This is a genomic window from Paraburkholderia sp. RL17-368-BIF-A (assembly GCF_046054045.1).
Lineage (GTDB): Bacteria > Pseudomonadota > Gammaproteobacteria > Burkholderiales > Burkholderiaceae > Paraburkholderia > Paraburkholderia graminis.
On sequence record NZ_JARESN010000001.1, the window covers coordinates 594987 to 613113 of the forward strand.

Below are 18127 nucleotides of genomic sequence, written 5' to 3' on the forward strand. Positions count from 1 at the left end.
CCGGTCGTCCTATAATGCGTGCCGCACGCGCGAGCCGATAATGGCTTTGCGGCTTTGCGGCTTCGTGCGGCGACTTTCTCAGGCATCCGGCATTCAGCAGACGAGGCATCGATGGACGGTTATATCCGCAGCGAGCGGGAAGAGTATTTTGAGCAGTTGTGCATCAGCGTCGACGCCGACGAGGTGCATGAACAGGAAGCCATCGAGTTCTTCGAGAACCAGTTCGATCAGCCCGACTTCGACCCCGCGCAGTGGCTCGACATCGCGCTTTACTACTCGCCGGCCGTCGCGCGCGGCATCATCGACATGGTGACGCCCGACGACAAGGCGCGCAGCAACATCGCCGAAGTGATCGCGGACAACCTCGACATTTCGTACGGCGAGGACGACTGCCAGCAGTTCGCCGAGACGATCGAATTCGCGCTGAACAACGGCGTGCCGGTGGACCTCGACCTCGTGCTCGACGGCTGCCAGCGCGCGATCGACGATCTCGACACGTGGGCCGACGACGAAACCAAAGCGCCGCTGCTGCGTCTGCGCGAAGAAGTGCTGCGTCAGCAAGGCGAGCGGTAACGCTGGTTACTTAGGCGAGCGCGCGGGCATGGGCTCGCGCGTCCTGTTGCTCGCTTCTCTCGCATTCCTCTTGCACCCCGCGGCCATCGTGTTCGCGCGCATCTTCGTGCTGTGTGTTGAACACATAGCTTCGACACCTACAACCAGTTAAGCCCACCACTTCGCCACATGTCTCCATGCATGTGTGCGCCAATCCGCACTCTCGCTCCGGCACGCATCAACGCTCGCGCCCCCCTCGCGAGCTTATGCCGAAATCCTCATTCAAAGCGCCGCGAACTGCCAAGACGGCCGCATATTGGCTTCCTATATTCGCGCCACATGACCGGCGTGCGAATACAACCACACGTACTCCGCACGGTGCATCGCGAGCCTTCGTGCCCGCGGGAACCCGCTCGCTTTGTCAGCGCCGAGCCGCGTCATCGCTTTGCCGCTTTCATCACTCGAACTGTCGAAGTAAGGAGAGACCATGAGTCACCACACCACGCTCAAACCGCTTGCCCTGTTCGTCGGCGCCCTCTTTGCGGTCGCGCCGCTCGCCGGTTTCGCCGACGACATGCCCGTGAAAATCGGCTTCGCCGCGCCGATGACGGGCGCCAACGCAGGCTACGGCAAGGACCTCGAAAACGGCGTGCGGCTCGCCATCGAGGAAGCCAACGCGCAGAAGATCAAGATCGGCGACAAGGTCGCGCAGTTCCAGATCGTCTCGCAGGACGACCAGGCGGACCCGCGCATCGGCGTGCAGGTCGCGCAGAAACTGGTGGACTCGGGCGTCTCGGTGGTGGTCGGCCACTTCAATTCGGGCACGACGATTCCCGCCTCGCAGATCTACGAGCAGGCCGGCATTCCCGTGATCGATCCGGCGGCGACCAACCCGATCATCACCGGACGCGGCTTCGCGAACACGTTCATGGTGATTTCGACAGACGCGCAAAACGCCGGCAACGCAGGCGTCTATGCGGTCGAAGTGAGCAAGGCGAAGCGCATCGCGATCATCGACGACCGTACGGCTTTCGGTCAGGGCGAAGCCGACGAGTTCGAGAAGGCGGTGAAGGCGCATGGCGGCACGATCGTCGCGCGCGAGTACACCGACAATCACGCGGTCGACTTCAGCACGCAGATCACCAAGATCAAGGCGGCGAACGCGGACCTGGTCTTCTTCGGCGGGCTCGATACGCAGGCCGCCGGTTTCGCGCGGCGCATGAAGCAGCTCGGCGTGACGGCGCAACTGGTGGGCGGCGGCGGCGTGGAAGACCCCGAGTTCATCAAGCTCGCCGGCGACGCGGCCGAAGGCGTGATGGCCTGGGAATACGGCCGCCCGCTCGCGCAACTGCCCGGCGGCAAGGACTTCTCCGCGAAGTTCAAGAAGCGCTTCGGCGGCGAGATTCTGTCGTATGCGCCGTTCGGTTACGACGGCGCGTGGGCCGCGATCAAGGCGATGCAGCAGGCCAAATCGACGTCGCCCAACGACTACCGTCCGATGCTCAAGACGATCGACTTCGAAGGCGTGACCGGCAAGATTTCGTTCGACAACACCGGCGCGCTGAAAAGCGGCGCGTCGACGTTGTATCAGGTGAAGAACGGCGCGTGGGTTCCGGTCGTGACGAAGAGCGGTAGCTGAGCGTCTTTCGTTTCCCTTAGCGGTTCAACGCAGGCCGCGCGGCCTTGACGACGATCTGTGCGTCGAGGTCGCGCTCGATCCGCACGAGGTCGTCCTTCATCGCGGCAAACTCTTCTGCCGAACACATCTGGTGTCCGAAGGCGGCGCGAAGCTGCCGCCTGATCTGCAGCACGCGCGCCGCCGGGTCGAATACATAGCGCGACGAGAACGCGACGAACTTGTCGTGGACATCGGTATCGACGGGCATGTCCGTTATCTTCGCGAAGCGCGGCAGCGTGATTTCGAGCGTCTCGTCGAACGCGCCGCCGATGCAGGTCCACGGCTGCGTGCGAGCCGGCTCCGCGAGCCATGCCTGCACCTGCGAACGCATGCCGCCGGAGAAGCTCGTCAGCGACGGCACAGCGGTCGTGCCGTCGCTCCAGATGAAGTGCTCGAGCTTGCCCTCTATCGACGTCGCGAACGGCCCGTCGGTCGCGGCCACGTCGCCCGTGCGCAATTGCGCGCTGCCATGCAGGCCGGTTTGCAACAGACGATTGCCGGCGATCTGCTGCGTGCGCTGCCGCGACGCACGTCGAAAGATATTGCGCTCGATCTCGGCCGTGAAGCCCGCATCTTCCACGCGATAGGCGTAATTCGCGGTGCCGTTTTCATCGACGTCGATCTGCACGCGCGCCGTGCGCTCGCGCGTTTGAGTGGCGGGCGTGCGCGACAGCGTGCCCTCGCCGACCAGCAACACGGGCCGGTCCATCACGGCGGCGGGCAGATAACCGAAGCCCACGCCGCCCGCGGTCGTGTCCGCGTACAGCGATAGTTCAGGAATCCAGATAATCGCGTGATTGATCGCGCTCGCGCCATAACCGGGCACGTCCGGCAGACTATAGTACGGCCCGAGATTGAGCAGCACCGCCTCGCTGCGAATGCCGACCGCGGCCAGCAGCGCGCTGTACAGCGCGACGTGGTCCTTGCAGTCGCCATAGCGATTGCGCAGGATGTCGGCCGCCTTGTGCGGAATCGCCGCTGTCTCGCCGAGAAAAAGCGCGACGTAGCGGATATTCATGCGCAACCAGTCGTACAGTATCCGCGCCTTCTCGCGCGGGTCCGCGGCGCGCGCGGTGAGCGACTGCGCTAGCCGCACGATGGCGGGATCGTCGAAGGTGGCGTCGGTTGCGGGACCGCGATAACGCGCGGCGAAGCTCGCGAAGTCCGGCACGGTCGACACCATCAGACGATCGCCCCAATTCGCATAGCCGACCGCGCCCGCTTCGAGCCGCGCATACGGTCCATGCTGGTAGCGGAATTCGTAACGCGTGCGGCCATTCTCGCTGACCGGCGGCAATGCCGTGTAGCCGCGCGCGTCGGCATACAGCGGCACATCGGCGGGAAGATCGAAGATCAGGCGTTGATCCTCGACCGGTTCGCGCGTCGGCTCGACGAGATACGCGAACGTGCCCGCCTGCAACGGCTTCGCGCGCGTCTTGCGAAACGCCAGATGGACGCGCGAGCCGGGCTCGACGCCCGGAAAAATCACCGTGCGCAACACACCGTCCTGGAAGCTCGGCGCGCCCGCCGAGCGCGGCTCCTGAATGTCGCGGATCGCTTCGGGACCGACCGTGTGCGTCGCGCCGTCCGGATCGATCGTCTCGGCGGCGAGCAACTGCACCTGTTCGATGTCCTTGTTGAACCACACGTAGCGTTGCGCGATGTCGTCGACGCCGCTCGCCGTGTTCGCGCGCAACACGCTGTCGTCGTGTTCCTCGATGGAACCGTCTTTCTGGATCACGAAGAGATGAACGTCGCGCTCGGTTGTGTAGGGCGCGCGGTCGTCGCTGGAGGGATCGGGGGTTGCGCCGCCGGCGAAAGCGGCAGACGCTGCCGCGCCTAGTGCGAGCGCGGTGGCTATCCGCAGGCACCGCAGCAGCTTCATGCAACTCAGGACGCTCACGCACCGCGTCATGACCGCTCTTTCCCGCGTAATGCCCCCGTGAGCAGGCCACCGGCCGCGCCGCTCATCCGTCGCCCTCGCCGAGTTGCGCGAGCAACGCCTGCAGGCTCTCCACATGCCGCAACAGCAAATGCCGATGCTTCTCGATCTGTTCGAGCCGCCCGGCAAGATCGGCCTGAATCGGACCGTCGGGATCGGCGGCGGCAATCACCTCTTCGACCTTGGCGCGCAACGACGGCAGTTCGACAGGCGCATGCGCGAGATGCCGCTCGAAACGCCGGACCTCCTGAAGCGCAAGCTCGCGGACCTTGCGAAAGTACGCCTGGCGCCGATGCGCTTCCGCGTCCAGCGCTTCGTCCTCGATACGTTTGGCAGGCGCGCTCTGGCCAAAAATCGGCTCGGGTGGCCGCAGCACCGTCTTTTTTCTCGCGGGATGCGCCGTGCCGCGAAAGCGCGCCTGCGGCTCTTCGTTGTCGATCGCGGCGCGCGCGTTGGGCGGAATCTCCTCTTCGGTATGCGGCGCGTTCATCCAGCCATTCGGCAAGCCGGTCACCGCTTCGATGCCGCGCACGAACTCCTCGCTGAATTCGCGCTGGCCCGACAACATCAACTTCAGATAGCTCGCGGAAAACGTCATCATGCGCGCGAGGCGACTCGCCGCGCCGACCTCGCGCGTGAGCAGCACGAGATTCGCGCGCCAGACGGGAAGCAGCAATTCGTCGGAATCTTCCATTGCGGGGTCTTCCATCTTTTTGCCCGATGTCAAGACGACGCCGTGACGAGCGTCATCATTCTGAAAGGGTAGCCGTTGCCCGGCCTCGCTTGCAAGCGGCACGCCGCACATCACGCGAACTTTGTGCGGAGACCGGCTCGCCTTGCTCCACGTCAACGCGGACGGCCTTTTGCGCCATCCGCCGTGAGGATTGACACTGACGGAGCGGCGGCGTTCCTCCGCAGCAGCCGTCGATGTGGCATGCTTGCGTGCCGTGCGGCATACGTCCTGCTGCACCGCCAACTCCACAACACTGATTAAGGGTTTTGTAATGAAGAAGATCGTCCTGGCTCTTGCCGCAGCCGCTGCTGCTTTCAGCGCAATCGCTCCCGCACAGGCCGCTGGGCACCATCACGAAGTTTGCAAGAAGGTGCGCGTGCATCACCACTGGGAACGCCACTGCCGTTAAGCTTGCCTCGCATAGAGGGTAACGGCGGCGGACGCTCACGCCAAGCGTCGCGCGAATGAAAATGGCCTCGCATTTTTTGCGAGGCCATTCTTTTTGGTTGCCTGTTTTTTGGTTGCCTGTTTTTTGGTTGCCTGTTTTTTGGTTGCCTGCTTTTTGGTTGCCTATCGCGCGCGAGAGGTTCGCGCCCGCGATTACGCCGTCTTCACGCGCCCCACCGCGGTCGCGACGAGTTGCTCGAGCAAAGGCTCGATCTTCGCTGCAAGCGTTTCGTCGTACGCGTACGGCAACTGTTCCTGCATATACGTGATTTGCGACAGCTCGAGTTGCACCGCATGCACGCCTTGCGAAGGCTGACCATACTCGCGCGTGATGTAGCCGCCCTTGAAGCGCCCATTCGCGACAGCCGAATAAACGCCATGCCGTTCGACGATCGCAGCCAATTCCTCGGCGAGACCCGCCATCGCACTCGCGCCGTTCGACGTGCCGAAGTTGAAGTCCGGCAAGCGCCCTTCGAAGAAACGCGGGACGCGCGAGCGGATCGAATGCGCTTCCCATAGCAGCACTTTGCCGTGCTGCGCCTTGAGCGCGGCGAGTTCGCCTGCGAGCGCGCTGTGATACGGCATCCAGTAAACGTCGCGACGGCGGGCCACCTCAGTATCGTCCGGCAGATGACCTTCGCGATACAACGGCTCCTTGTCGAACGTATCGACGGGCAGAAGCCCCGTGGTGTCCTGCCCCGGATACAGGTTCGCGCCGTCGGGCGGACGGTTCAGGTCGATCACGTAGCGCGCGTAAGTCGGCGCGATGATCGACGCGCCCATGCGCTTCGCAAACGCGTAGAGCCGGTCGAGATGCCAGTCGCAATCGTCGGTGCGAAGCGCCGTGGGCGCCATCGTCGCGGCGATGTCCGCGGGGATCTGCGTGCCCAGATGCGGGATGGAGATCAGCATCGGCAGGTTGCCGCGATGCAGCGTGAAAACCGGTGGAGTGTTCGAAGCAGTCATGTCAGTCCTGAATCGGAAGAACGTTGCGGTGACGCGGGCACGGCGCGCATGCGGTGTGCGTGCATCGCGTCAACTCATTTGAGCAGTTCCGCGAGCGCGATGCGATAGCGCGCGTAAGCGCCCTCTTCGTCGCGATGCCGGCGATTCTCGACCAGCTTGTCGCCGCCTGCGTACACGTCGCGGATCGGCGTCTCGCCATGCTCGCAGAAAACGACGCCCGAGAGCCAGTTATTCGGCGCGTGTCCGGCAATGCTCGCGTGATCCGGGTCCAGCACGAGCCAATCCGCGCGATGGCCGGCTTGCAATGCACCGGTCGCGCGACCCGTGGCGCGCGCGCCGCCTTCGAGCGCCGCGTCGAAAAGACGATCGGCCACATAAGGCGTCTGTGCCGAGGCCAGCACGTTGCGTTGCCGGCGCGTCAGACGCTGCCCGTATTCGAGCAGGCGCAATTCCGCGCGCCAGTCGACGCCGATGTGGCTATCCGAGCCGACGCCGATGCGCCCTTGCGCGTCGAGATACTCGTGCGCCGGAAAAATACCGTCGCCGAGATTCGCTTCCGTGGTCAGACACAGGCCCGCAACGGCACCGCTCTTCGCGAGCGCGAGCGTCTCGTTTGCATCGACATGCGTGGCGTGCACGAGGCACCATCTTCCGTCGACGTCGAAGCGATCCAGCAGCCACTGCACCGGACGCGCGCCTTCCGTTTCGATGCACGCGTCGACTTCGGCGGTCTGTTCGGCGATATGAATATGAACCGGCGCGCTGCGGTCCAGGCCGTCGAGCAAGGCACGCAGCGATTGCTCCGACACCGCGCGCAACGAATGCGGCGCCACGCCATAGCGCAATGCCGCGTTTTCAGGGCGAGCGGCGCGCAACGCGGCGAGCAGTTCGTGCAGGCTTTCCGGCGTGTTGATGAAGCGCCGCTGATCGTCGCGCGGCGCGCGCGCGCCAAAACCGCTGTACTGATAGAGCACCGGCAGCATCGTCATGCCGATGCCGGCCGCCGACGCCGCATCCACGACACGTTGTGCAAGTTCCGCCTGGTTCGTGTAGCGCTTGCCTTCCGGCGTGTGATGCACGTAATGAAACTCGCACACCGACGTATAGCCCGCCTTCAGCATTTCGATGTAGAGCCATTGCGCGACGCTCGCCAATCCTTCGGGCGTGATGCGCGCGGCAAAGCGATACATCAGATCGCGCCAACTCCAGAAGTTGTCGGTGGCGCCGTTGCCGGAAGCGGCGCGATATTCGGTGAGGCCGGCCATCGCGCGCTGAAATGCATGCGAGTGAAGGTTCGGCATGCCAGGTAATATCGGACCCGCGGCTTTCTGCACGTCTGCGGGAATTTCCGCAGTGTCCGGCGTGACCGCCGTCAACGTGCCGTCCGCGTCCCATTCGAGCAGCACGTTGCGGCGCCAGCCGTCCGGCAGGTACGCGTGTTCGGCGAATAGCGACTGTTTTTCTGGTGTCATCTCTCAGGTCCTGACTCAGTTCGCGTCGCGTGTAGAAGAACTCGAAGCACGAGAAGCACGCGAAGGCGCGGCATAAACCGTCTCGCCTGCACGCACGACCCGCGAGCACAGCGGACGCCCGATCCAGTACGCAAGCTCCGCGAGCGAGTCGACCGACCAGACCGCGAAGTCGGCAGCGCGCCCTGCTTCGAGCGAACCATGACGGTCCGCCTTGCCGAGCGCGCGCGCCGCATTCGATGTCACGCCCTTCAGCACTTCGGGCACGGTCATGCGGAATAGCGTCGTCGCCATGTTCATCATCAGCAGCAACGACGTGGCGGGTGACGTGCCCGGATTGCTGTCGGTCGAAATTGCAATCGGCACTTCATAACGCCGCAGCAGATCGAGCGGCGGCAGTTGCGTCTCGCGAATGAAGTAGTACGCGCCGGGCAGCAACACGGCGACGGTGCCGGCCTCTTTCATCGCGGCGACGCCGGCTTCATCGAGAAACTCGAGATGATCCGCGGACAACGCGCGATGGCGCGCGGCAAGCGCGGTGCCGCCGCCATTCGACAACTGCTCAGCGTGCATTTTCACGGGCAGCTTGTAGCGCGCCGCCGCGTTGAACACGCGCTCGCTTTGTTCGAGCGAAAAGCCGATGCGCTCGCAGAACACATCGACGGCGTCGACGAGACCTTCGTCCGCGAGCGCGGGCAGCATCGTGTTGCAGACTTCGTCGATATACGCATCGGCGCGGCCCGCGAATTCGGGCGGCAATGCGTGCGCGCCGAGGAACGTTGTGTAGACGGTGACCGGATAGCGTTCGCCCAACTGGCGCGCGACGCGCAGCATCTTGCGCTCGCTGTCGAGATCGAGCCCGTAACCGGATTTGATTTCGATTGCGGTCACGCCTTCGGCAAGCAAGGGCTCGAGCCGCGCGGCCGACTGGTCGAACAGCGCCTGTTCGGTCGCAGCGCGCGTGGCGCGCACCGTCGACACGATGCCGCCGCCCTGGCGCGCGATCTCTTCATAGCTGACGCCCGCGAGGCGCTGCGCGAATTCATCGGCGCGTTGCCCGCCGTATACCAGATGCGTATGGCAATCGACGAGACCCGGCGTCACCCACGCGCCGTGCAACTCTTCGCGCGGCCACGCGGCGTATTGCGCAGGCAGATCGGCGGACGCGCCGAGCCACGCGATCGTGCCGTTTTCTACGGCGATCGCCGCGTCGGGCAGCGTATGGTCGGGGTCGCCCTGAGGGCACAGTTTCAGTTGATGCCAGACAGTTTGCTTCATCGGATGCTCGCTGCTGCTGGTTGCGTGGCTGGTTGCGTGTAGCGAATGCGGATTGCCAGCAACGCGCCTTCGCCTTCTATCCTGCATGAGAGATTGTTCGGGGCGTCGATGCGCAAGGTGTCGCCTGGTTCGAGCCGTTGCGCTTGTGAATCTGCTTGCGAATCTGCTTCTGCATCGCCCAATGCGACTGCAATCGCGCCGCTCGCGCAGTACAGCAGCGCGACATCCGCGGATAACGTGTGTTCGGTTTGCGCCTGCTGCTGCGTCGTGTGCCACACGTCCAGCTCGCCTTGCGCGCGGTCACGGCGCACCATCAGATTGAAGTCGCGCGTCGGACCGTCGACGAGACGTGCGTCGATGTGCGCCTCGCCGGCAAAGCGCGCGGTATCGAACGCCTGCGTCAACGCATGCGTGGCCACAGCTTCGCCGCTTTGCGCTTCATCGAGCAGCATGCCCGCGCCGGACAACAGCACCAGCGTGCGATCGATTCCAGGAAAGCGCGAAAACGGCCCCGCTTGCGCAACGTCCGCCACGCTCACGCGCCATACGAACGTGTCGAGCCCCGTATCCGCGGGAAACGCCGCGACCTCGCGTGTCACGCCGCCGCCGTTCTTCCACGGCGACGCCACGAGTTGCGCGCCGCGGATCAACGTGAGCGTCGCCATGCTGCCCGCGAACGTCATGCTCAACGGCCCAGCATCGGCAGATTGAGACCCGCCTCACGCGCGGTTTGCTGCGCGAGTTCATAGCCCGCATCCGCGTGACGCATCACGCCCGTTGCCGGATCGTTGAACAGCACGCGGCCGAGGCGTTCCTTCGCGGCGTCCGTGCCGTCCGCGACGATCACGACGCCCGAATGCTGGCTGAAGCCCATGCCGACGCCGCCGCCGTGATGCAGCGACACCCACGACGCGCCACCCGCCGTATTCAGCAGAGCGTTAAGCAGCGGCCAGTCGCTGACCGCGTCCGAGCCGTCTTTCATCGATTCGGTTTCGCGATTCGGGCTCGCGACGGAACCGGTATCGAGGTGATCGCGGCCGATCACGATCGGCGCCTTCAGCTCGCCGTTCTTCACCATCTCGTTGAACGCCTGGCCGAGACGATAGCGATCCTTCACGCCGACCCAGCAGATACGCGCCGGCAAGCCCTGGAACGCGATGCGTTCGCGCGCCATGTCGAGCCAGTTGTGCAGATGCGGATCGTCGGGAATCAGTTCCTTGACCTTTGCATCCGTCTTGTAGATGTCCTCGGGATCGCCCGACAGCGCGACCCAGCGGAACGGCCCCTTGCCTTCGCAGAACAGCGGGCGGATATACGCCGGCACGAAGCCCGGAAAATCGAACGCGTTGTCAACGCCCATTTCGAGCGCCATCTGACGAATGTTGTTGCCGTAGTCGAGCGTGGCCGCGCCGCGCTGCTGCAACGTCAACATCGCCTGCACCTGTTTCGCCATCGACTGCTTCGCCGGCACGACGATCGAATCGGGCGCGGTCTTCATGCGCTCGCGCCAGTCTTCCACGCTCCAGCCTTGCGGCAGGTAGCCGTGAATCGGATCGTGCGCGCTCGTCTGATCGGTCACGCAGTCCGGCGTGATGCCGCGCGTCACGCACTCGGCGAACACGTCGGCGGCATTGCCGAGCAGCCCGATCGACACCGGCTTGCCCGCCTGCTTCGCTTCGTCGAGCATGGCGAGCGCTTCGTCGAGCGTCTTCGCTTTTTTGTCGACATAGCGGGTCTTCAGACGGAAGTCGATGCGCGTCTCGTCGCACTCCACCGCGATCATCGAGAAGCCGGCCATCGTGGCCGCGAGCGGCTGCGCGCCGCCCATGCCGCCGAGACCGCCCGTGAGAATCCAGCGGCCCTTCGGATCGCCGTTGAAATGCTGGTTCGCGACCGAGAAGAACGTTTCGTACGTGCCCTGCACGATGCCCTGGCTGCCGATGTAGATCCAGCTACCCGCGGTCATCTGCCCGTACATCATCAGGCCCTTGCGATCGAGTTCGTGGAAATGCTCCCACGTCGCCCAATGCGGCACCAGGTTCGAGTTCGCGAGCAGCACGCGCGGCGCGTCGGCATGCGTGCGGAACACGCCGACCGGCTTGCCCGATTGAATCAGCAGCGTCTCGTCTTCGTTCAGGTCCTTCAGCGATGCCAGGATCTGATCGAAGCAATCCCAGTTGCGCGCCGCGCGGCCGATGCCGCCATACACGACGAGCGCATGCGGATGCTCGGCTACTTCGGGGTCCAGATTATTCTGGATCATCCGATACGCGGCTTCCGCGATCCAGGTCTTGCAGGTCTTTTCGGCGCCGCGCGGCGCGCGGATCGTGCGAGTGGGATCGAGACGCGGGTCGATGTGTTTCGGGTTGTTCATGGTGGCCCTCGGAATGCGTAAAGATGATCAGAATGTGTCGGGGAAAATCGCTCGGAAAAAGCGGATCAAAAATGTCCGGTGAAACGGTAGCGGCTGCCTGGATGCCATAAATTCGCGATCGACGCGACCTGGCTTTGCGACCACGTTCGCCGATGCAGCACGAGACAGGGTTCGAGTTCGTCCATCGTCAAAAGCTCGCGCGTGTCGCCGTCCGCCGCCAATGCCTCGATCCGGTATTCGACGCGCTGCAGCGGCGCGACGCGAACGAGGTACTGATTCGGCGTGGTGTTCGTGAAGTCCTGCAATGCATACTCGGGCGCGACGGCCGGATTGACCCAGCGCTCTTCGAGTTGCACGGGTTCGTCGTTTTCGAAATGCAGCACGCGCGAGAAAAACACCGGACTGCCCGCGCTAACCTGCATTTCCTCGGCGAGCGCGGCGTCCGCAATGCTCGCGCCGATGTGCAGCACCTTCGCCTGATAGCGATGCCCGCGCGCGACGATTTCGTCGGAAATACTGCGGATCGCCACCAGCGTCGACTCGTACTTGGGGCGCGCGACGAACGTGCCGGAGCCCTGCACACGCGTCAGAACCTGCTCCGAGGTCAACTCGCGCAACGCGCGGTTGACCGTCATGCGCGCGACGTTGAATTCGCGTGCGAGCTCGTTTTCGGACGGCACCTGGTCGCCTTCACCCCATTCGCCCGCATGAATGCGCGCGAGGATGAAGTCCTTGATGCCCTGGTAGGCCGGTGCGTTCATTGGCTGCCGCTCGCTGTCCGCTTACTGCTCTGAGACGAAGGAGAACGGGCTCAGCTTCGCGATCGTGCCGTTCTGCACGAGACGCGTCACCGCCGCGATGTCCGGCGCGAAGTAATGATCGAGCTCGTAATGCGCGACGTCGTTGCGCACCGCGTCCATCACCTTTTGCAGGCTCGGGCTGGTCTTGTGCGGCGCGCGCAGATCGACACCTTGAGCGGCGGCGAGCAATTCGATAGAGAGAATATTCGCCGTGTTTTCGGCGATGTCGCCGAGCTTGCGCGCGGCAAACGTCGCCATCGAAACGTGATCTTCCTGGTTGGCCGACGTGGGCAGCGAATCGACGGAAGCCGGATGCGCGAGCGTCTTGTTTTCCGACGCGAGCGCGGCAGCGGTCACGTGAGCGATCATGAAGCCGGAGTTCACGCCGCCGTCGCGCACGAGGAACGGCGGCAGGCCCGACAGCGTGGCGTCAATCAGCAACGCGATGCGGCGCTCGGCCAACGCGCCGATTTCCGCGGCGGCGAGCGCGAGATTATCCGCGGCGAAAGCAACCGGCTCCGCGTGGAAGTTGCCGCCCGACAGCACTTCGCCGGTGTCGGGGAAAATCAGCGGATTGTCGGAGACGGCGTTCGCTTCGAGCAGCAGCACGTCGGCGGCATGACGCATCTGATCGAGACAGGCGCCCATCACTTGCGGCTGGCAGCGCAGGCTGTACGGGTCCTGCACCTTGTCGCAATCGGCGTGCGATACGTTGATGCCCGAGCCTTGCAGCAGCGAGCGATACGCCGCGGCGGCGTCGATCTGTCCTTGATGGCCGCGCAGGTCGTGAATGCGCGCGTCGAACGGCTTCACGGAGCCAGCCGCTGCATCCACCGACAACGCGCCTGCCACGAGTGCAGTGCGGTACAGGTCTTCGATCGCGAACATGTTGTAGAGCGCGAGCGCCGTGGATGCCTGCGTGCCGTTCAGCAGCGCGAGACCTTCCTTCGCCTGCAACGTGAGCGGCTTGAGGCCGACGAGCGCGAGGCCTTCGGTGGCCGGCAGGCGCTCGCCCTTCGCGAACACTTCGCCGACGCCGAGCAGCACCGCCGACATATGCGCGAGCGGCGCGAGGTCGCCCGATGCGCCGACCGAACCCTTGACCGGAATCACCGGCAGCACGTCGGCGTTGTACAGCGTGATCAGCGCTTCCATGACTTCGCGGCGAATGCCCGAATGACCGCGGCCGAGGCTCGACAGCTTCAACGCAATCAACAGACGCACGACGGGACGCGACATCGGCTCACCCACGCCGACCGCGTGCGACAACACGAGGTTGCGTTGCAGCAGTTCGAGCTGATCATGCGGAATGTGCGTGCTGGCGAGACGCCCGAAACCCGTGTTGATGCCGTAGGCCGGCTCGCCTTTCGCGGCGATGTCCGCGACGGCTTTCGCGCAGGCGTCGATGGCGGCATGGCTGGCGGGATCGAGCTTCAGCGGCACGTGGGCACGCGCGATCTGGCGCAGTTGCGGGAGGGTCAGGTGGCCGGGCTTCAGAGTCATCATGGTTGTTGTCCTGTCTATACAATTTCAGAAAGTCTAGCGGCCACGGCTTGTATATACAACTTGTTTTTAAGATTCGAGGCCCAGGGCTTTCCACTAAGGCAATGCTGGTAGTTGATGTAGGCGTCAGGCCCGCCGTACCACGGGCGAAGCGACTAAGAGCACAGCGCGCTCAATCGCGTATAGCTTGTATATACACCTTCATAATTTACGCCGCCACATGGACAAAACACCCACGTAAAAAAGCCCGCGCGCTCGTCAGAGCCGCAGGCTTTGTTTATGGCGGGGGCGTCGGACGCGCCGCTACAGGCGCACGCGCGCCGCGATGAAATCCAGGAAGCACTGCACGCGCCCGGCAAGCGACGCGCTCTGGTAATAGACGGCGCTGACCGGCTGACGCTCATCGAGCAGCACATGGCCGAGGATCGGCACGAGCCGTCCATCGCGGATGTCGGCGGCGGTCATGAAATCGGCGAGACAGGCGATGCCCCAGCCGGAGAGCGCGAGTTGGCGCAGCGTCTCGCCGCTCGACGCAGTGATCGACGGCTGGATTTTCAGCGGCTCGGGCTTGCCGCTGACACGACCGGTACGGCCGCTAGCACTCGTGCCTTTGCCCGCCCGCTTGCCGCGCTCGCGCAACGGCCAGCGGTTCAGATGCTCGGGCGCGGTAAAGCCGATCAGCCGATGTTCGCGCAACGCGTCGACCGATTTCGGCTCGCCATGCTCGGCGAGATACGCGGGACTCGCGACCACGCGCAGCTTGCTGCTGCCGAGCGCGCGCGCATGCAGCGTGGAATCCTGCAACGCGCCGATGCGGATCGCGATGTCCACTTTCTGCTCGAGCAAATCGACAATGCGCTCGCTGCTGGTCAACTCCAGCCGGATCTCCGGATACAGCGCGGAAAACGCCGTCATATGCGGCGCGATGCAGTGGAGCATGAAGGGCGACGCCGCATCGACACGCAGGCGCCCCGACGGCCGCCGACGCTTGCGCGCAACCGATTCCTCCGCTTCTTCCATCGCGTCGAGAATCGCGCGGGCGCGCTGCAGGAAGCCTTCGCCCTCCTCCGTCAATTGCAGACGGCGCGTGGTGCGCCGCACGAGCGCGGTGTCGAGCTTCTTTTCGAGGCGCGTGAGCGCGCGGCTCACGCCGGAAACCGTCTGCCCGAGTTTCTCGGCGGCCGCCGTGATCGAGCCGCTGTCGATCACGCTGACGAACACCAGCAACTCGTCCGTGGAAGTTTTCATTATTGATCTCAAGTCAAGGTTGATTTGAGACTAACACGCTTTTTGCGAGAATCAAGACGGCGGATACTGCATGCCTGTCATCGTGTTTCCACTCAGGCACTCAGGAGAACGTCTTGAAGATTTTCATTACAGGCGCAAGCGGTTTTATCGGCGGTTCGATTGCGGCGCATCTGGTGCGCGCCGGTCATCAGGTGCGCGGTCTGATCCGCAAGCCCGAACATCGCGACGAGTTGAAGCGGCTCGGCATCGAACCGGTTATCGGCACGCTCGACGACCGCGCGTTGCTGATCGCCGAAGCGCAAGCCGCCGACGCCGTCATCAACGCGGCAAGCAGCGATCACGAAGGCGCGGTGAGCGCGCTGATCGAAGGACTCGCCGGCTCCGGCAAACCGTTTCTGCATACGAGCGGCTCGAGCATCGTCGGCGATGCATCCGGCGGCGAAGCGGCGCAGGCGCGCATCTATCACGAAGACGCGCTGCCCGAGCCGACCGCGGACAAAGCGGCGCGCGTCGCGATCGACCGTCAGGTGCTCGAAGCGGCACAGCGCAATATCCGCTCGGCGGTGCTTTGCAATACGCTGATCTACGGACACGGCGCGGTGGCGGGCAGCGCGAGCGTGCAGTTGCCGCGCCTCGTGCGGCAGGCGCAAAAGAGCGGCGTGGTGCGCCATGTCGGCAGCGGCGGCAACACGTGGTCGAACGTGCATATCGACGACGTCGCGGAACTCTATCGGCTCGCGTTGGAGAAAAGCCCTGCCGGCATGTTCTATTTCGTCGAAAGCGGTGAAGCGTCGTTCCGCGAGATGAGCGCCGCGATTGCTCGCGCGATGAAGCTCGGCGAGCCGCAAGACTGGCCGCTCGACGAAGCGCAAAAAGAATGGGGTTACGAAATGGCGTCGTACGGGCTCGGTTCAAACAGCCGCGTGCGCGGCGAGCGTGCGCGCAAACTGCTGGGCTGGCAGCCGAAGCGCACGTCGGTGATCGAGTGGATCGAGCGCGACATGATGGCCGGGCTCGCGGCTTAAGCGGCTTAAGCGGTGTATTAAGCGGTGTAAGTTGTGTAAGCGCCGGCGTTGCTAATCCGTAAGCTCAACTCGATAGAATCGCGCTCAGCTAAACCACGCAGTTTTGCGCGTGAAGCTGAGCCCCGCGGTTCGACATTCGAGCCGCCCATGAGCCCGGATTGGATCGATGACTTTGGCGCTGAATTTCGACTGGCTGACGAATCTGCTGGCGATTCTGTTCGTCGTCGCGTGCCTTTACGATGCACGCTACGACGAGTACGGCACGTTGACCTTGTCGGCGGCCGTGATGAGTCTCGCCGTGATGGCGATCGAACTGTTTCTCAAGCCTGCATTCGACATGGCGTTGTGAGCGCGGCGCGCGGCACTCGTTAGCAACCAGCCGCACGCGCGCGCTGCCTGAACAACTAGATCAGATCGCCCAGCCGCCCAGATAAAACCCCACCAGCACGAGCGCAATCGCCACTGTTCCCACGTTCAGCTTGCGATATTCGCCGCTCACCACGCGACCGATCACGAGCGTCGCGAAGCCGAGCATGATGCCGGTCACGATGTTCGCCGTGAGCACGATAAAGACCGCGCACATGAGACCCGACATCGCGTCGACCATATCGTCCATATGCAGCTTGCTCACGTTCGAGAGCATCAGGAGTCCGACATACATGAGCGCGGGCGCCGTCGCGTACGAAGGCACGAGGCCCGCGAGCGGCGAGAAGAACATCACGCCGAGAAACAGCAGGCCGACCACCGCCGCCGCCATGCCGGTCTTCGCGCCGGCCGCCACGCCGACCGTCGATTCGATGTAGGCCGCAGCCGGCGCGCCGCCGAGCAGGCCCGAGAAAATCGAGCTGACCGAATCCGCCGTCAGCGCGCGGCCGCCGTTGATGATGCGGCCGTTTTCATCGAGTTGACCCGCTTGTCCGGCGACCGCGCGAATCGTGCCGGTCGCGTCGAACACCGCGGTCATCACGAGCGCGAGGACACTCGGCAGCACCGCCATCGAGAGCGCGCCCTTGATGTCCATTGCGCCGATCAGCGACTCGTGTCCCGGCGCGCTCAGCGACGGCACCGCGAACACGCCATGAAACGACACGGCCGGATCGACGAGCAGCGCGATCGCCGAAATGGCGACGATGACGATCAGGATCGAGCCCGGCACGCGACGGCGCACCAGCCCGAAAATCGCCGCGAGTCCCGCGACCGACATCAGCGCCGGCAACGCGGTGATATTGCCGAGCGCGACCGGCAAACCGGCGCCCGGATTCTTGACGACGAGACCGACTTCGTTGGCGGCGATCAGCAACAGGAAGAGACCGATGCCGATGCCCGTGCCGTGCGCGATGCCCGTCGGCAGATTGCGAAGAATCCACGAACGCACGCCGGTTACGGAGATGCCCGTGAACACGACGCCCATCAGAAACACCGCGCCGAGCGCGACCGTCGGATGCAAGCCTTTGCCGAGCACGAGGCCGAACGCCGTGAACGCGGTCAGCGAAATGGCGCAGCCGATCGCGATCGGCAGACGCGCCCACACGCCCATCAGCAGCGAGCCGAACGCGGTCGTGAGGCACACGGCGACGAACACCGCGCTCGTGTCGAAGCCCGCCTTGCCGAACATGCCCGGCACCACGAACACGGAATAGACCATCGCGAGAAAGGTCGTAATGCCCGCGACGATTTCCTGGCGCTGCGAACTGCCGCGCGCGGAAATCTGGAAGTAGCGGTCGAGAAAGCCCTTGGTGTCGAATGACTCGGCGCCGGCTTCGGAAAGCGGCTGGGCGTGGGGTTCCATCATGATGAGTGCCTCCTTTATCAGCATGCTGAAACGGCCGTCGAAGTGGCCGTCATCAGGTTCGTCTCGTTGCGTTGGTTTAATTGATGTGTGCGTGCGATGAAGCGCGTTGTCCGCGTTTGTCTGCGTCGGCCCGCTTTGTGTTTTTTTGTGTCTCGTTTTGTGTCTCGAAATGTAGGCCAATGCAGATATATCTCCCATCGCATGGATGGCATGCCCGGCATGTCGCGATGCTTATATCGTTTAAGCGACGGCGAAGGTCGTCGTCGATCCGCGTGTTTACACCTACCGCCTGGCTGTCTGTCTTCGCGGCTGAGATAGGA

The 18127-nt window shown here is 64.0% G+C and carries 15 protein-coding genes; 4 read left to right on the forward strand and 11 right to left on the reverse strand.

Going from position 1 to position 18127, the window contains the following annotated elements:
• Nucleotides 1-111: 111 nt before the first annotated feature.
• Together P0D87_RS02600 and P0D87_RS02605 are read left to right on the forward strand one after the other, a co-directional pair.
• Entirely contained in the window at nucleotides 112-573 is a 462-nt protein-coding gene (locus tag P0D87_RS02600; protein WP_006051121.1) for a hypothetical protein, read from the forward strand.
• 466 nt (nucleotides 574-1039) lie between these two features.
• Nucleotides 1040-2191 carry a branched-chain amino acid ABC transporter substrate-binding protein gene (locus P0D87_RS02605; protein WP_053857877.1) on the forward strand — a complete coding sequence of 384 codons (1152 nt, stop codon included), beginning with the start codon at nucleotides 1040-1042 and terminating at the stop codon, nucleotides 2189-2191.
• Between the two features lie 16 nt (nucleotides 2192-2207).
• Here P0D87_RS02605 and P0D87_RS02610 read toward each other — a convergent pair whose 3' ends face one another.
• The 10 genes from P0D87_RS02610 to P0D87_RS02655 form a co-directional block, all read right to left on the reverse strand.
• Complete coding sequence (locus tag P0D87_RS02610; protein ID WP_408636717.1) at nucleotides 2208-4115, reverse strand: DUF3857 domain-containing transglutaminase family protein; 1908 nt, start codon at nucleotides 4113-4115, stop codon at nucleotides 2208-2210.
• An 82-nt stretch (nucleotides 4116-4197) separates the two neighbouring features.
• Nucleotides 4198-4866, reverse strand: coding sequence for a hypothetical protein (locus P0D87_RS02615; RefSeq protein WP_053857875.1), 669 nt, complete (start codon nucleotides 4864-4866; stop codon nucleotides 4198-4200).
• 639 nt (nucleotides 4867-5505) lie between these two features.
• Nucleotides 5506-6318 carry an N-formylglutamate deformylase gene (gene hutG, locus P0D87_RS02620; protein WP_029969131.1) on the reverse strand — a complete coding sequence of 271 codons (813 nt, stop codon included), beginning with the start codon at nucleotides 6316-6318 and terminating at the stop codon, nucleotides 5506-5508.
• A gap of 74 nt (nucleotides 6319-6392) precedes the next feature.
• Entirely contained in the window at nucleotides 6393-7790 is a 1398-nt protein-coding gene (locus P0D87_RS02625) for a formimidoylglutamate deiminase (RefSeq protein WP_053857874.1), read from the reverse strand.
• A 15-nt stretch (nucleotides 7791-7805) separates the two neighbouring features.
• Complete coding sequence (hutI, locus tag P0D87_RS02630; protein ID WP_053857873.1) at nucleotides 7806-9065, reverse strand: imidazolonepropionase; 1260 nt, start codon at nucleotides 9063-9065, stop codon at nucleotides 7806-7808.
• Complete coding sequence (locus P0D87_RS02635) at nucleotides 9062-9748, reverse strand: HutD/Ves family protein (RefSeq protein WP_053857872.1); 687 nt, start codon at nucleotides 9746-9748, stop codon at nucleotides 9062-9064. The genes hutI and P0D87_RS02635 overlap by 4 nt, the downstream gene beginning before the upstream one ends.
• Nucleotides 9749-9750: 2 nt before the next feature.
• A complete protein-coding gene (hutU, locus tag P0D87_RS02640; protein WP_053857871.1) occupies nucleotides 9751-11439 on the reverse strand; it encodes a urocanate hydratase in 1689 nt (562 codons plus the stop codon).
• A gap of 65 nt (nucleotides 11440-11504) precedes the next feature.
• Complete coding sequence (gene hutC / locus P0D87_RS02645) at nucleotides 11505-12200, reverse strand: histidine utilization transcriptional repressor HutC (RefSeq protein WP_006051131.1); 696 nt, start codon at nucleotides 12198-12200, stop codon at nucleotides 11505-11507.
• Between the two features lie 21 nt (nucleotides 12201-12221).
• Nucleotides 12222-13745, reverse strand: a complete 1524-nt coding sequence (gene hutH, locus P0D87_RS02650; RefSeq protein WP_006051132.1) for a histidine ammonia-lyase — start codon at nucleotides 13743-13745, stop codon at nucleotides 12222-12224.
• A 300-nt stretch (nucleotides 13746-14045) separates the two neighbouring features.
• A complete protein-coding gene (locus P0D87_RS02655) occupies nucleotides 14046-14990 on the reverse strand; it encodes a LysR family transcriptional regulator (RefSeq protein ID WP_053857870.1) in 945 nt (314 codons plus the stop codon).
• Nucleotides 14991-15103: 113 nt separating this feature from the next.
• Between P0D87_RS02655 and P0D87_RS02660 the strand changes: the two genes are divergently transcribed.
• The gene (locus tag P0D87_RS02660; RefSeq protein WP_006051134.1) at nucleotides 15104-16015 is read left to right on the forward strand and encodes an NAD-dependent epimerase/dehydratase family protein; all 912 of its coding nucleotides are present in this window, start codon (nucleotides 15104-15106) and stop codon (nucleotides 16013-16015) included.
• Between the two features lie 166 nt (nucleotides 16016-16181).
• Nucleotides 16182-16364 carry a hypothetical protein gene (locus P0D87_RS02665; RefSeq protein WP_053857869.1) on the forward strand — a complete coding sequence of 61 codons (183 nt, stop codon included), beginning with the start codon at nucleotides 16182-16184 and terminating at the stop codon, nucleotides 16362-16364.
• A gap of 60 nt (nucleotides 16365-16424) precedes the next feature.
• On the opposite strand, the gene P0D87_RS02670 is transcribed toward P0D87_RS02665, so the two are convergent.
• Nucleotides 16425-17807: an NCS2 family permease gene (locus P0D87_RS02670; protein ID WP_006051136.1), complete on the reverse strand. Its 1383-nt coding sequence runs from the start codon at nucleotides 17805-17807 to the stop codon at nucleotides 16425-16427.
• Nucleotides 17808-18127: the final 320 nt, after the last annotated feature.